Raw genomic sequence first — 15,074 nt, 5'->3', positions numbered from 1 at the left:
ATCTCGGGGCGTGGGACGGTGGGGACGGGGCGAGTGGAGCGGGGGAAGGTGAAGGTAGGGGACAAGGTGGAGATCATCGGCTTGCGGGAGACGCGGGAGACGGTGGTGACGGGGGTGGAGATGTTCCGCAAGCTGTTGGATGACGCGCAGGCGGGGGACAACGTGGGGTTGCTGCTACGTGGGATTGACAAGGAGGCATTGGAGCGGGGGATGGTGCTGGCATGGCCGAAGAGCATCACGCCGCACAAGAAGTTCAAGGGGAGCGCGTACATCCTGACGAAGGAAGAGGGTGGCCGGCACAGGCCGTGCTTCAGTGGGTATCGGCCCCAGTTTTAGTTCGGGAATCGGGACGTGACTGGGGTGGCGACGTTGCCGGAGGGTCGGGAGATGGTGATGCCTGGGGATAACGTGGAGTTGGCGATCGAGTTGATCACGCCGATCGCGATGGAGAAGGAGCTTCGGTTCGCCATTCGCGAGGGTGGCCGGACCGTGGGCGCCGGCGTCGTCGCGGAAGTCACCGAGTAGGGCGGCGGGCGATCCAGCATTCGAGACCTAATCACGCTAGCCTGCAACGACTGCAAAGAGCGGAACTACACCAACACCAAGAACAAGCGGAAGCATCCGGACCGCGTGGAGTGGAAGAAGTTCTGCCCGCGCTGCCGGAAGCACACGCTGCATAAAGAGACCCGGTAATACGCCGGGCGGGACCGGGTAGGCCAGTAGCTCAGTCCGGCTAGAGCACCGGTCTCCAAAACCGGGAGTCGGGGGTTCGAATCCCTCCTGGCCTGCCACGATATTGGAGCACCGGAAAGGGCGGAGACGTGCGCGCAGAAACGACGACTGAAAAACCCGAAGTCAGACGGAGCGTGATGCAGAGCGTCTCCGATTACGTCAAGGACGTACGCGTCGAGATGACCAAGGTCAGCTGGCCGACCGCCGCGGAGCTTCGCGAATCCACGATGGTCGTCATCGTGATGGTCTTCTTGATGGCGGTCTTCATCGGGATCGTGGACCGCGTCCTTTCGTTTGCATTCGAAGCGCTGGTCCGCCTCGTCGGCTGATGGGAGAAAGCTCGTCCATGGATTGGTACGTGATCCACACCTACTCGGGGCATGAGAACAAGGTAAAGACCAATTTGGAGCGGGCCATCCACGCCGCCGGCTTGGAGCCGCACTTCGGCCAAATCCTCGTAGCGACCGAGGAGTTCGCCGAGATGAAGGATGGCAAGCGCATCACGTCGAAGCGAAAGACGTTCCCTTCGTACGTGCTCGTGGAGATGGACCTGAACCAGGAGACGAGGCTCGTGGTGCAGAACGTGCCCGGCGTCACCCGGTTCGTGGGCTCGGGACAGGATCCGATTCCCCTCCGCGAGGCGGAGGTGAAGCGGATTCTCGGCCACATGGAGGCCGGCGGCCGCCTGCGCGGCTCCGCCGAGGTTCCGTTCAAGTCCGGCGAGCACGTGAAGGTCGTCGATGGGCCGTTCACCGACTTCACCGGCGTGGTGGACGAGGTGAATCCGGAGCGCCAGAAGGTCAAGGTCATGGTTTCGATCTTCGGCCGCGCGACGCCCGTCGAGCTCGATTTTCTACAAGTACAACCGGTCTAGCGGACCGGCAGCGAGAGGATCCGAATGGCGAAGACAAAACCAATCCAAGCGATCGTGAAGCTCCAGGTGCCCGCCGGAAACGCGACGCCCGCGCCTCCGATCGGTCCGGCGCTCGGCCAGCACGGCGTGAACATCATGGAGTTCTGCAAGGGTTTCAACGCGCGGACCCAGGGGCAGCCGGGCCTCATCATTCCGGTGGTGATCACGGTCTACAACGACCGGTCGTTCACCTTCATCACGAAGACCCCGCCCGCCGCCGTGCTCTTGAAGCGCGCCGCGGGCATCGCGAAGGGATCCGGCGAGCCGAATCGGAACAAGGTGGCGAAGGTGACCGCCGCCCAGGTCCGCGAGATCGCCGAGATCAAGAAGCCCGATCTCAATTCCAATGACCTGGCGGCCGCCATCCGAATGGTGGAAGGGACCGCGAGGAGCATGGGGATTGAGGTGGAGGCGTAACGGAACCCATGAAAACCGGAAAGCGCTATCGGAAAGGGATCGGGACGATCGGCATGGAGAAGCTCACGGATCTGCCGCAGGCGATCGACCGCTTGAAGCAGTCGGCGACCGCGAAGTTCGACGAGACGATCGAGGTCGCCATGCGCCTGGGTGTCGATCCGAGGCACGCCGAGCAGCAGGTTCGCGGCACCGTCGTCCTCCCGCACGGCACCGGCAAGAAGGTCCGCGTGCTGGTTCTGACCAAAGGGGACAAGGAGCGCGAGGCCCGCGAGGCCGGCGCGGATTACGCCGGCTCGGACGAGTGGATCAAGAAGCTCAACGAGGGCTGGCTGGACGTGGACAGCATCATCGCGACGCCGGACATGATGGGCGAGGTCGGCAAGCTGGGACGCGTTCTGGGACCACGGGGCCTCATGCCGAATCCGAGAAGCGGAACGGTGACGATGGACATCGCCAAGGCCGTGCGCGAGGTGAAGTCCGGAAAGATCGAATACCGCGTCGACAAGGCGGGAAACCTGCACGCGCCCGTGGGGAAGGCATCCTTCGCGAAGGAGCAGCTCCTCGCAAACGTCGAGACGTTCCTTCGTGAGGTGATGCGGCAGAAGCCGGCCGGCGCGAAGGGGCAATACGTGCGGAGCGTGACCTTGAGCTCCACGATGGGCCCGCCGGTGCGGCTGGACCCATCCGCCGCGCAAGTGGGTTTGAAAGCGTAGCCCGACGTTCTCAATAAGAACCGACCGACGGAGAAGAAACGTCCATGGCCACAGCCGAAAAAGAACAGGCCGTCGAATCGCTGGCGGAGTTGATTGCCCGCTCCAAGTCGATCTATCTGACCGACTTTCAGGGCATGAACGTGGAGCTGGTGGGGAAGATGCGCCGGCGGCTCCGCGACGCGAAGGTGGAGTACCGCGTCGCCAAGAACACCCTCACCAAGATCGCGCTCAAGAAGCAGGGCGTTCCGACGCTCGACTCCTACCTCGAGGGGCCGACCGGAATCGCGTTCGGCGCCGACGAGGTGAGCGCCGCGAAGATCCTTTCGGACTTCGCGAAGGAGTTTGAGAGGCCGTCCGTCAAGGCGGCGTACGTGGCCGGCCACGTCTACGGGCCGGATGGAATCAAGAAATTGGCTCAGCTCCCGCCCCGCGAGGTGCTGCTGGGCCAGTTCATCGGCGGTCTGCGCTCGCCCATGCAGGGTTTCGTGGGCGTGCTCTCGGGCTCGCTACGGCAAATGGTGGGCGTGATCGACGCCATCGGGAAGAAGAAGCAGGGGTAGACCCCGCGGCCAACCCCCGCGGCGTCGCCCGGGGAATATTCGGAGGAGGACCAAATCGTGGAAGCAGCGACTAAGGACCAGCAGATCATCACCCTTTTGGAAGGCATGACGATGCTCGAGGTCTCGGGCCTCGTGAAGAGGCTCGAGGATCATTTCGGCGTCACGGCGGCCATGCCGATGATGGCCGCGATGCCGGGCATGGGCGGGGCGGGAGCCGCGGCGGCGGTCGAGGAGAAGACCGAGTTCGACGTCGTTCTCATGGCGGCCGGCGACAAGAAAATCCAGGTCATCAAGGTGGTCCGCGAGGTCACCGGTCTTGGTCTCAAGGAGGCCAAGGACTTGGTCGACGGCGCCCCCAAGGCGGTGAAGGAGAAGGTTTCCAAGGAAGAGTCGCAGACGATCAAGCAAAAGTTGGAGGAAAACGGGGCCTCAGTCGAGATTCGGTAATTCGTAGCCGGCGCGCGGAGGTTCGGCGGCCGGCAGCCAGAGCACTGGGCCATACCGAAAGGGTGCGAACGACGTGAAAGCAATCCGCAGCAAGGAGCGACGCAGCTTCAGCAAGATCGAACGGGATTGGGACATTCAGATCCCCAACCTGCTCGACGTGCAGCTGGATTCGTTCCGCGGCTTTTTGCAGGCAGAGATCGATCCCTTGAAGCGCAAGAACGAAGGCCTCCAGGAAGTATTCCAGAGCGTCTTCCCCATCAGCGACCCGCGGGAATTTTTCTCGCTTGAGTTCGTCCGATACGACCTGGGCGAACCGAAATATTCGATGGATGAGTGCCAGGAGCGCGATCTGACCTACTCGGTCCCGCTCAAGGCGACCCTGCGCCTCCGGATCCGCGAGGACACGGAGGAGGGACGGAAAGACAAGAGCATCATCGAGCAGGAGGTCTACCTAGGCGAGCTTCCGATCATCACCGACAAGGGGACCTTCATTATCAACGGCGCCGAGCGCGTGATCGTCAGCCAGCTTCACCGCTCTCCCGGCGTGTTCTTCGACGAGTCCGTCCACCCGAGCGGGAAGAAGCTCTACACGGCCCGCATCATCCCCTACCGGGGATCGTGGGTGGAGTTCAGCCTCGATGTGAACGACATCATGTATGTCCACATCGACCGAAAGCGGAAGCTGCCGGTCACGGTGCTTCTGAAGGCGCTGAGCTACGTCTCCGATCGGGAAATCCTCCAGCTCTTCTACGAGACCGAGGAGGAGGAGATCGGGGGCCCGCGCTCCAAGAAGGAGCCGGACGCGCTGGGCAAGGTGGCGGCCGAGGACGTCGTTGACGAGAAGACCGGCGAAGTCCTGCTCGAGGCGAACGAGATCATCACGATGGAGCGGATCGAGGGCCTCCGCAAGGCTGCCTTCTCGACCGTCCGCACCTTCGTCATTCCGCACAGCGACGAAGCGGACATCCTCCGGAACACGTTGAAGAAGGATTCGACGAAAACGGAGGAGGAAGCCCTCACCCGCATCTATAATTTGTTAAGACCGGGCGAGCCGCCCCGCGCGGACACCGCGCGTGACATCTTGAAGAAGCTCTTCTTCAACCCGAAGCGCTACGACCTGGCCAAGGTCGGACGCTACAAGCTGAACCGGAAGCTTCCGCACGAGCACCTCTTGGGCGGCAAGGAGCGGCGCAAGCGGCTCGCGCTCGAGGTGCCCGACGATACCCAGACGACCCTCTGTCCCGAGGACTTCCTGGTCATCATCACCTACCTGGTCCACCTGCGGCTGGGCGGAGAGGTGCCGGGCGTCGTCGTCACGACGGACGATATCGACCATCTCGGCAACCGGCGCGTCCGCGCTGTGGGCGAGCTCCTCGCGAACCAGTTCAATGTCGGACTCGCGCGGATGGCGCGGATCATCCGGGAGCGCATGACGCTCCAGGACGCGGACCAGGTCACGCCGTACGACCTGATCAACGCGCGCACGATCTCGGCCGTGATCCAGAGCTTCTTCGGGTCCAGCCAGCTCTCGCAGTTCATGGACCAGACCAATCCGCTGGCGGAGCTGACGCACAAGCGGCGGCTCTCGGCGCTCGGGCCGGGCGGGCTCACGCGCGATCGCGCGGGGTTCGAGGTGCGCGACGTGCATTACACGCACTACGGCCGGATGTGCCCCATCGAGACGCCGGAAGGCCCGAACATCGGCCTCATCTCCTCGCTCGCGACCTACGCGCGCGTCAATGATCTCGGCTTCCTCGAGACGCCGTACCGCAAGGTCCAGAACGGTCTCGTCGACCGGAAGCAGGTCCAATTCCTCTCGGCCGACGTGGAGGACCACTTCAAGATCGCCCAGGCGAACGCCGCGGTCGATCCGAACGGAAAGCTGCACGGACCACAGAACGTCCGGGAGCGAGGCGAGTTCCCGTTCGTCGAGCCGGCGAACGTCGACTACATGGATATCTCACCGATTCAGCTGGTCAGCCCCGCGGCCGCGCTCATCCCGTTCCTCGAGCACGACGACGCGAACCGAGCGCTGATGGGCTCGAACATGCAGCGCCAGGCGGTTCCGCTCCTCTTTACCGAGGCGCCCCTGGTCGGCACCGGCCTGGAAGGGAAGGTGGCGGAGGATTCGGGCGCGCTCGTCATCGCGAGGCGCGGCGGCGTGGTGGAGGCCGTGTCGGGCGATTCCATCCTGGTGCGATACGACCAGGCCGAAGGGAAATCCCGCACCGTCGATTACTCGGAGATGGCGGGCATCGATACCTACCGCCTGACCAAGTTCCGCCGGTCGAACCAGGACACCTGCATCAATCAGAGGCCGCTCGTGAGCGAGGGCGACCGCGTGAAGAAGGGGCAGCTCCTGGCCGACGGCGCCGCGACGCGAAACGGCGAGCTGGCGCTCGGGGCGAACGTGCTGGTCGCGTTCATGCCCTGGGGCGGCTATAACTTCGAGGACGCGATCCTCGTGTCGGAGCGGTTGATCAAGGATGACCGCTTCACCTCGATCCATATCGAGGAATTCGAGCTTCAAGTACGCGACACGAAGCGCGGCGCCGAGGAAATCACCCGCGAGATCCCGAACGTGAGCGAGGAAGCGGTCAAGAACCTCGACGAGGAAGGGATCGTCCGGATCGGCGCGCGCGTCAAGGCGGGCGACATTCTGGTCGGGAAGGTCACGCCGAAGGGCGAGACCGATCTGACGCCCGAGGAGCGCCTGCTGCGCGCGATCTTCGGAGAGAAGGCGGGAGACGTTCGGGATGCATCGCTCAAGGCGCCCCCGGGAATGGACGGCGTCGTGATCGACACCAAGGTCTTCAGCCGCCGCGAGAAGGACGAATCGACCAAGAAGCAGGAGAAGCGGAAAATCGACCGGCTCCGCCGTCAGGCGAAGAAGGAGAAGGATCGGATCTTGGAGACGCGGGCCGCGGAAGTCGCCCGGGCTGTCGTCGGCGAATTCGTCAACAAGTGGATCGAGGGAGAGAACGACAAGTCGGTGGCCCGCTCGGGCAAGAAGATCGACGAGGAGTTCCTTTCGAAGGCCGATCTGGACGCCGTTCCGTACCGGACCGCCATCACGCGCGACGAGGCGGTGAACGACCGCTTCTGGAGCATTCTCGAAGGCGCCGCGCGGGCGATGGACCGGGTCGAGAAAAATCTAGAGAAGGAGATCGAGAAGGTCACGCGCGGGGACGAGCTTCCGCCCGGCGTGGTCAAGCTCGTGAAGGTGTACGTCGCCAAGAAGCGGAAGCTCTCCGTGGGCGACAAGATGGCCGGACGCCACGGCAACAAGGGCGTCGTCGCGAAGATCCTCGCCGAGGAGGACTTGCCGTACCTCCCGGACGGAACGCCGGTGGACATGGTTTTGAACCCGCTCGGCGTGCCTTCGCGTATGAACATCGGCCAGATTTTGGAGACCCACCTCGGGTGGGCTGCTCATGAGGTCGGCATTACCGCGGCGACCCCGGTGTTCGCGGGCGCCACGGTGGACGAGATCAAGGCCTGTCTCCGGGATGCCAACATGCCCGAGGACGGCAAATCGGTTCTATTCGACGGGCGCACGGGCGAGTCGTTCGATCAACGGGTCACGGTGGGCTACATCTACATGATGAAGCTCTCCCACTTGGTCGACGACAAGATCCACGCCCGGTCGATCGGGCCGTACTCCCTGGTCACCCAGCAGCCGCTGGGCGGCAAGGCGCAATTCGGAGGACAGCGATTCGGCGAAATGGAGGTGTGGGCGCTCGAGGCGTACGGCGCGGCGTTCACGCTCCAGGAGCTTCTCACCGTGAAGTCGGACGACGTCACGGGGCGGTCACGCATCTACGAGGCGATCGTCAAGGGAGAGAATCCTCCCTCGCCCAGCACGCCCGAGTCGTTCAACGTGCTGGTCAAGGAGCTCCAGAGCCTTTGCATGGACGTCCAACTTCGGGACGAGCCCTAAGCCGAGGAGGCGCGAGACAATGCAGGAACTTTTTGGAATCAAGTCCCCACTCGCCACCGAGCGCCAGCGCTTCTCGCTGACGCGGCCGGACGAGCGGGATGTGCGCACCCGCCGGCTTTCATTCAACTCGATTCGCATCATGCTGGCCTCCCCGGAGACGATCCGGAGCTGGTCGCACGGCGAGGTTACGAAGCCCGAGACCATCAATTACCGGTCCTTCAAGCCGGAACGGGACGGACTGTTCTGCGAGAAGATCTTCGGACCGGTGAAGGACTGGGAGTGCAATTGCGGCAAGTACAAGCGGATCCGCTACCGCGGGGTCATCTGCGACCGGTGCGGCGTCGAGGTCACGCAGGCCAAGGTCCGCCGGGAGCGGCTCGGCCACATCAACCTCGCGGTCCCGGTTTCCCACATCTGGTATTTCAAGGCGGTCCCCAGCCGCATCGGGCATCTCCTGGACATGTCGATCCGCGATCTGGAGCGGGTCCTCTACTACGAGTCGTACGTCGTCATCGAGCCGGGAACCAGCGGCCTGAAGAAGAAGCAGCTGATCTCGGAGGACGAGTACTACGAGCTGACGCAGGACGAGACGATCACGCTCACGGCCAAGATGGGCGCCGAGGCGATCCGGGATCTCTTACAAGAGATTGATCTCGACGAGCTGTCGGCCGAGCTTCGCGCCATCGCCAAGATCGAAAACTCGGTGCAGCGGAAGAAGGAGACGCTGAAGCGGCTCCGCATCGTGGAGGCGTTCCGCCAGAGCGGAAACCGTCCGGAGTGGATGATCCTCGGCGTGATCCCGGTGCTGCCGCCGGATCTTCGGCCGCTGGTCCCGCTCGAGGGCGGGCGGTTCGCGACGTCGGATCTGAACGATCTCTACCGCCGCGTCATCAATCGGAATAACCGGCTCAAGACGCTCATCGACATCCGGGCGCCGGAGGTCATTCTCCGGAACGAGAAGCGGATGCTCCAGGAAGCGGTCGACGCGCTCTTCGACAACGGCCGCCGCAGCAGGGCCGTGCGCGGTCAGGGCAACCGGCCGCTCAAGTCGCTCTCGGACATGCTCAAGGGCAAGCAGGGGCGCTTCCGCCAGAACCTGCTTGGAAAGCGGGTGGATTACTCGGGCCGCTCGGTCATCGTCGTCGGCCCCGAGCTCAAGCTCCACCAGTGCGGCATTCCGAAGAACATGGCGCTGGAGCTCTTCAAGCCGTTCATCATCCGGAAGCTCGAGGACAAGGGATTCGTCCAGACCGTGAAGAGCGCGAAGCGGCTCGTCGAGCGCGAGCGCCCGGAGGTCTGGGACATCCTCGGCGACATCATCACGGGCCACCCCGTCCTCTTGAACCGCGCGCCGACACTCCACCGCCTTGGAATCCAGGCGTTCGAGCCGGTGCTGGTCGAGGGGAAGGCGATCCGCATCCACCCGATGGTCTGCGGGGCGTTCAACGCGGACTTCGACGGCGATCAGATGGCGGTGCACGTGCCGCTCTCCTTCGAGGCGCAGATCGAGACGCGGATGCTCATGCTCTCGACGAACAACATCCTGCTCCCCTCGAACGGCCGGCCGGTCGCGTCGCCCAGCCAGGACATCGTGCTCGGGTGTAACTACATGACGAAGGCGCGGCCTCTGCCCGAGGGCAAGAGGGCGAAGATGTACGGGAGCATGGAAGAGGTTCGATCGGCCTACGATCACGCGCAGGCGGGACTCCACGACCAAATCGTCTGCCGCATCAACGGCGAGCGGATCGAGACCACCGTCGGCCGGGTCCTCTTCAACGAGGCGCTCGTGCCGTGGGGGATCGCGTTCAACAACGATGAGATGGACAAGAAGGCGCTGGAGCAGCTGGTGAGCGACTGCCACCGGGCGCTCGGCGACAGGACCACCGCGCTGCTTCTCGACTCGCTCAAGAGCCTCGGGTTCACGTACGCGACCCAGGCCGGCATCACGGTGGGGATCGACGACATCATGATCCCGCCCCGGAAGCCGGAGATCATCGCGCGCGCCCAGACCGACGTGGCGCACATCAACCGCCAGTACCAGCAGCGGGTGATCACGGACGGCGAGCGGTACAACCAGGTCATCAATACCTGGACGCTCGTCACCACCGAGGTCGAGGAGGAGACGTTCCAGGGTCTCGCGAAGGACCGGGACGGGTTCAATCCGATCTACATGATGGCGTATTCGGGATCGCGCGGCACGAAGGAGCAGATCCGCCAGCTCGCCGGCATGCGCGGGCTGATGGCGAAGCCTCAGAAGAAGATCACGGGCGGTCTCGGCGAGATCATCGAGACGCCGGTTATCCATAATTTCAAGGAAGGCCTCACGGTGTTGGAGTACTTCGTCTCGACCCACGGCGCCCGCAAGGGCCTGGCCGACACCGCGCTCAAGACCGCGGACGCCGGATATCTCACGCGCCGTCTCGTGGACGTGGCCCAGGACGTCATCATCAACATCGACGACTGCGGCACCGTGAACGGATTGGAAGTGGGAGCGCTCAAGGAAGGCGAGGAAATCATCGAGCCGCTGGGTGACCGCGTGCTCGGGCGGGTCGCGATCGAGGACATCGTGGATCCGAACACCAGCGACGTCCTCGTGCGGGCCGGCGGGGAAATCGACGAGGTCGCGGCCGCCGCGATCGAGGAAAGCGGGCGCATCGAGAAGGTGGCGATCCGCTCGGTTCTGAAGTGCGAGGCGCCGCGCGGCGCGTGCGCGAAGTGCTACGGACGCAACCTCGCGACGGGTCGGATGGTCGATCTGGGCGAGGCGGTCGGCGTCATCGCGGCGCAGTCGATCGGGGAGCCGGGAACGCAGCTCACGCTCCGGACGTTCCACATCGGAGGCGTGGCGGGCCGCATCGTCGAGCAGTCGAAGATCAAGGCCAAGACGGTCGGCAAGGTCACGTTCCGCGACCTCGAGACCGTCGAGCGGTCGAACGGGTCGCTTGTGGTCGTCGGGCACAAGGGGCAGATCGAGCTCCATGGCACCGACGGGAAGATCCGCCACCGCTACTCGCCGCCCTACGGCGCCACCGTGCACCTCCGGGACGGCTCCGACGTGGCGTTGGGCGACGACCTCTTCGAATGGGACACGTTCAATACGCCGATTCTCACCGAGAAGCCCGGAACGGTGCGCTTCGTTGATATCAAGGAGAAGGTCACGGTCCGGGACGAGGTGGACGAGAACACGGGGCTTCGGCTCATGGTCATCATCGACGACCGCGAGAAGGTGCTCCATCCACACGTCGACATCGTGGGCAAGAACGATCGGCGGGTGGCGAGCTATCCGCTCCCGACCGGCGCGCGGCTTTTGGTCCGCGACGGGCAGGAGGTCACGGCCGGCGAGGCGGTGGTCAAGATCCGGCGCGAGATCTCGAAGACGCGCGACATCACGGGCGGTCTGCCCCGCGTGAGCGAGCTGTTCGAGGCGCGGAAGCCGAAGGACGCCGCGACGGTCTCGGAAATCGACGGGCGCGTGGAATTCGGCGGCGTGAGCCGTGGAATGAAGAAGCTCGTCGTCACCGCGGACTCGGGCGAGCAGAAGGAATACCTGATCCCGCAGGGGAAGCATCTCCACGTCCAGGAGGGCGACTACGTCCACGCCGGGGACCGGCTGACGGAAGGGCCCGTGAACCCGCACGACACCCTCAAGATCAAGGGGATCCAGGCGGTGCAGGAGTACCTCGTGAACGAGATTCAGGAGGTCTACCGGCTGCAGGGAGTGCGGATCGACGACAAGCACATCGAGGTCATCGTCCGGCAGATGCTTCAAAAGGTCAGAATCGAGGATCCGGGCGACACGAACTTCCTGGAGGGGGAGCAGGTCGACAAGAACCTGCTCAAGATCGAGCAGACGCGCGTGGAGGCGGAAGGCGGCCAGCCGGCCACCTATCAGCCGCTATTGCTTGGAATTACGAAGGCCTCGCTCTCCACGCAGAGCTTCATCTCGTCGGCCTCGTTCCAGGAGACAACTCGTGTGTTGACTGAGGCTTCGGTGCTCGGGATGACCGACCACCTGCGTGGGCTCAAGGAGAACGTGATCATCGGTCACCTGATCCCGGCCGGGACCGGAATCTCGCGCTATCGCGGGATCGAAGTCGTTGAAGATGATGAAGATGAGGTGGAGAAACCGTCCCCGGTCGAGGAAGAGGTAAAAAGTGCTTGACCCGATCGGCGGAACTCCTTAGTATGCCGAGTCTTTGCGCCTGAAACCAACAGTGGGAGAAATTTAGTGCCGACCCTGAACCAGCTCGTGCGACAAGGCCGAAAGATGCAGCTCTCGAAGACCGCATCGCCGGCCTTGAAAGGGGCTCCGCAGAAACGCGGCGTCTGCACGCGCGTCTATACATCCACGCCGAAGAAGCCGAACTCGGCGCTCCGCAAGGTGGCCCGCGTTCGCCTCACGAACGGGATGGAAGTGACGTGTTACATCCCGGGCGAGGGGCATAACTTGCAAGAGCACTCCATCGTTTTGATCCGGGGGGGCCGCGTCAAGGACCTCCCCGGCGTGCGTTACCACGTGGTCCGCGGAACGCTGGACGCCTCCGGCGTCGAGGGTCGCCAGCAGAGCCGCTCCAAGTACGGCACGAAGAGAAAGAAGGCCCAGTAGCCTATGCGTCGCGCAGCGAAGATCCATCGAATCGAGCTTCAGCCGGATGCGCGCTACAACAACGTGCTCGTCACCCGCTTCGTCAACTGTCTGATGATGGCGGGAAAGAAGAGCACGGCGGAGCGCATCTTCTACGGCGCGATGGACATCATCGAGAAGAAGATCAGTCAGGACGGCTTGACCACGCTCAAGGCGGCCATGACCAACGTGAAGCCGGTTCTCGAGGTGAAGTCACGGCGCGTCGGCGGCGCCACGTATCAGGTTCCAGTCGAGGTTCGCCAGGACCGCCGGACGGCGCTCGCGCTGCGGTGGCTCATCCAGTACTCCCGCAGCCGGCCCGATCACACGATGGCCGAACGGCTCGCCGCCGAGGTCATCGCAGCGTCGAAGAATGAAGGCGGAGCTGTAAAGAAGCGGGAAGATACGCACAAGATGGCGGAGGCCAACAAGGCGTTCGCTCACTATCGCTGGTAAGCGGTTAAGGACGGTTTCGGAGTGCCCAGGCAGTTCGATCTTTCTCATATGCGCAACATCGGCATCATGGCCCACATCGATGCCGGCAAGACGACCCTGACGGAGCGCATCCTCTATTACACGGGGAAGGTGCATCGGATGGGTGAAGTCCATGACGGCGCCGCGACCATGGACTGGATGGAGCAAGAGCGCGAGCGGGGCATCACCATCACATCGGCGGCCACGACCTGCTTCTGGAAGGATCACCAGGTCAACATCATCGACACGCCCGGCCACGTCGACTTCACGGTCGAAGTGGAGCGTTCGCTGCGCGTGCTGGACGGCGCCGTCGCCGTGTTTTGCGGCGTGGGCGGCGTTGAGCCGCAGTCTGAGACGGTCTGGCGGCAGGCGGACAAGTACAACGTTCCGCGCATCGCGTTCGTCAACAAGCTGGATCGCGTCGGCGCGGACTTCAATTTCGTGGTGGGCATGATGAGGGATCGACTGGGCGCGACCGCGGTACCGCTCCAGATGCCGATCCATGTCGGAGACGTCTACACAGGGATGATTGATCTCATCGAAATGAAGACGATCACCTACGAGAGCGACGATTTGGGCGCCACCTATATCGAGGGAGAAGTCCCGCGCGATCTGGCCGCCGCCGCCGCCGAGCAACGGCACCACATGCTCGAAGCGGTCGCGGAGTACGACGACGAGCTCCTGCACCTCTATCTCGAAGGGAAGGACTCGGACTCGGACATGATCCGGCGGGCCATCCGCAAGGGCACGCTCGCGGGAAAGATCGTTCCGGTGCTGGGCGGGACGGCGTTCAAGAACAAGGGAATCCAGAAGCTTCTCGACGCCGTCGTGGCCTACCTCCCCGCCCCCGCGGACATGCCGCCGGTCAAGGGACTGAACCCGGACACGATGGAGCCCGAAGAGCGGAAGGCCTCGGACGAGGAGCACTTCGCGGCGCTCGCGTTCAAGATCATGACCGACCCCTATGTCGGAAAGCTGACCTTCTTCCGGGTGTACTCCGGAAAGATTCGGCCCGGCATGCACATCTATAACGCGAACAAGGAAAAGGGAGAGCGCTTGGGCCGCGTGGTCGAGATGCACGCGAACAAGCGCGAGGAGCGCGAGGAAGTGTTCTGCGGCGAGATCGCCGCGGCGGTGGGGCTCAAGAACGTCCACACCGGCGACACGCTCTGCGAGAAGGATCATCCGATCATCCTCGAGGCGATGCACTTCCCCGAGCCGGTGATCCAGGTCGCGATCGAGCCGAAGACCAAGTCGGACGAGGAGCGTATGTCCAACGCGCTCGCGAAGCTCCAGGACGAGGACCCGACGTTCCGCGTGAAGACGGACGAGGACTCGGGCCAGACGCTGATCTCGGGGATGGGCGAGCTTCACCTCGAGATCCTCGTCGACCGGATGGTCCGCGAGTTCAACGTGCAGGCCAACATCGGAAAGCCGCAGGTTGCCTATAAAGAGACGATCAGCAGGAAGGTCGAGCAGCGCACCCGCTTCGCGCGCCAGACGGGCGGCCGCGGCCAGTTCGCCGACGTCACGATCATGCTGGAGCCGATGCCTCCGGGCGGCGGCTTCGTATGGGAGAACGAGATTCGGGGCGGCGCGATTCCGAGGGAGTACATCCCCTCGGTGGAGAAAGGCATCATCGACGCGATGGAGAACGGCATCATGGCCGGCTATCCCGTCGTGGACATCAAGGTGTCGCTGATCGACGGGCAGTACCACGAGGTGGACTCGTCGGAGATGGCGTTCAAGATCGCGGGATCGATGGCGTTCAAGGAGGCGGCCGCTAAGGCCATCCCCAAGCTGCTCGAGCCGATCATGGACGTCGAGGTGGTGGTGCCCGAGGAATATATGGGAGACGTCATCGGCGACCTGAGCTCCCGGCGCGGGCGCATCGGAGGGATGTTCCAGCGGTCGGACGCGCGCGTCGTCGCGTCGTCGGTGCCGCTTTCGGAGATGTTCGGATACTCGACACGGCTGCGCTCCATCACGCAGGGACGCGCGGTCTACTCGATGCAGTTCTCGCGGTATGAGGAGATGCCCGCCGCGATGGCGGAGCAGATCGTCGCGAAGGTAAAGGGAGTCTGAACCGGCGCGTCCGGGCCTTGGCCCGCGCGGACGGAGGAGATTGAAGGATGGCGAAGCAGAAATTTGAGCGGACGAAGCCGCACGTGAACGTGGGAACGATCGGACACGTGGATCACGGGAAGACGACGTTGACGGCGGCGATCACGATGGTGTTGTCGCAGAAGAATCC

At 63.8% G+C, this 15,074-nt stretch carries 13 protein-coding genes, 1 tRNA gene and 1 pseudogene; all 15 read left to right on the top strand.

Features of this window, described 5'->3' with window-relative positions:
• Positions 1-525 (top strand): annotated as a pseudogene (gene tuf, locus E6K79_07385) (elongation factor Tu).
• A gap of 18 nt (positions 526-543) precedes the next feature.
• Positions 544-693 (top strand): 50S ribosomal protein L33, encoded by a 150-nt coding sequence (rpmG, locus tag E6K79_07380; GenBank protein TMQ64592.1) that lies wholly within the window; start codon positions 544-546, stop codon positions 691-693.
• Between the two features lie 20 nt (positions 694-713).
• Positions 714-791: transfer RNA gene (locus E6K79_07375), tRNA-Trp, on the top strand.
• A gap of 78 nt (positions 792-869) precedes the next feature.
• Positions 870-1,061: a preprotein translocase subunit SecE gene (secE, locus tag E6K79_07370; protein ID TMQ64590.1), complete on the top strand. Its 192-nt coding sequence runs from the start codon at positions 870-872 to the stop codon at positions 1,059-1,061.
• Positions 1,062-1,078: 17 nt separating this feature from the next.
• Entirely contained in the window at positions 1,079-1,606 is a 528-nt protein-coding gene (nusG, locus tag E6K79_07365) for a transcription termination/antitermination factor NusG (GenBank protein TMQ64589.1), read from the top strand.
• 24 nt (positions 1,607-1,630) lie between these two features.
• Entirely contained in the window at positions 1,631-2,062 is a 432-nt protein-coding gene (rplK, locus tag E6K79_07360; GenBank protein ID TMQ64588.1) for a 50S ribosomal protein L11, read from the top strand.
• Between the two features lie 8 nt (positions 2,063-2,070).
• Positions 2,071-2,775, top strand: a complete 705-nt coding sequence (locus tag E6K79_07355; protein TMQ64587.1) for a 50S ribosomal protein L1 — start codon at positions 2,071-2,073, stop codon at positions 2,773-2,775.
• A gap of 44 nt (positions 2,776-2,819) precedes the next feature.
• Complete coding sequence (locus E6K79_07350) at positions 2,820-3,335, top strand: 50S ribosomal protein L10 (protein ID TMQ64586.1); 516 nt, start codon at positions 2,820-2,822, stop codon at positions 3,333-3,335.
• A 105-nt stretch (positions 3,336-3,440) separates the two neighbouring features.
• On the top strand, positions 3,441-3,782 hold the full coding sequence (locus E6K79_07345) for a 50S ribosomal protein L7/L12 (GenBank protein TMQ64591.1): 342 nt from the start codon (positions 3,441-3,443) through the stop codon (positions 3,780-3,782).
• Between the two features lie 73 nt (positions 3,783-3,855).
• Entirely contained in the window at positions 3,856-7,722 is a 3,867-nt protein-coding gene (gene rpoB, locus E6K79_07340) for a DNA-directed RNA polymerase subunit beta (protein ID TMQ64585.1), read from the top strand.
• A 19-nt stretch (positions 7,723-7,741) separates the two neighbouring features.
• Positions 7,742-11,884 (top strand): DNA-directed RNA polymerase subunit beta', encoded by a 4,143-nt coding sequence (gene rpoC / locus E6K79_07335; protein TMQ64584.1) that lies wholly within the window; start codon positions 7,742-7,744, stop codon positions 11,882-11,884.
• A 66-nt stretch (positions 11,885-11,950) separates the two neighbouring features.
• Positions 11,951-12,328 carry a 30S ribosomal protein S12 gene (locus E6K79_07330; protein ID TMQ64583.1) on the top strand — a complete coding sequence of 126 codons (378 nt, stop codon included), beginning with the start codon at positions 11,951-11,953 and terminating at the stop codon, positions 12,326-12,328.
• Between the two features lie 3 nt (positions 12,329-12,331).
• On the top strand, positions 12,332-12,802 hold the full coding sequence (gene rpsG, locus E6K79_07325; GenBank protein TMQ64582.1) for a 30S ribosomal protein S7: 471 nt from the start codon (positions 12,332-12,334) through the stop codon (positions 12,800-12,802).
• Between the two features lie 21 nt (positions 12,803-12,823).
• A complete protein-coding gene (gene fusA / locus E6K79_07320) occupies positions 12,824-14,905 on the top strand; it encodes an elongation factor G (protein ID TMQ64581.1) in 2,082 nt (693 codons plus the stop codon).
• Between the two features lie 47 nt (positions 14,906-14,952).
• Positions 14,953-15,074 (top strand): elongation factor Tu (gene tuf, locus E6K79_07315; GenBank protein ID TMQ64580.1); only part of this gene is annotated, 122 nt, incomplete at its 3' end.

The organism is Candidatus Eisenbacteria bacterium (assembly GCA_005893305.1).
Lineage (GTDB): Bacteria > Eisenbacteria > RBG-16-71-46 > SZUA-252 > SZUA-252 > WS-9.
The sequence above is the reverse complement of the archived record's forward strand: the minus strand, read 5'-3'. Positions and strand labels throughout refer to the sequence as shown.

Bases quoted from the DNA above. Each gene is read 5' to 3' on its own strand.
- E6K79_07350 (TMQ64586.1), top strand. From the start codon at position 2,820: ATGGCCACAGCCGAAAAAGAACAGGCCGTCGAATCGCTGGCGGAGTTG.
- E6K79_07355 (TMQ64587.1), top strand. From the start codon at position 2,071: ATGAAAACCGGAAAGCGCTATCGGAAAGGGATCGGGACGATCGGCATG.
- rpoC (TMQ64584.1), top strand. From the start codon at position 7,742: ATGCAGGAACTTTTTGGAATCAAGTCCCCACTCGCCACCGAGCGCCAG.
- rpsG (TMQ64582.1), top strand. From the start codon at position 12,332: ATGCGTCGCGCAGCGAAGATCCATCGAATCGAGCTTCAGCCGGATGCG.
- rplK (TMQ64588.1), top strand. From the start codon at position 1,631: ATGGCGAAGACAAAACCAATCCAAGCGATCGTGAAGCTCCAGGTGCCC.
- secE (TMQ64590.1), top strand. From the start codon at position 870: ATGCAGAGCGTCTCCGATTACGTCAAGGACGTACGCGTCGAGATGACC.
- E6K79_07345 (TMQ64591.1), top strand. From the start codon at position 3,441: ATGACGATGCTCGAGGTCTCGGGCCTCGTGAAGAGGCTCGAGGATCAT.
- nusG (TMQ64589.1), top strand. From the start codon at position 1,079: ATGGATTGGTACGTGATCCACACCTACTCGGGGCATGAGAACAAGGTA.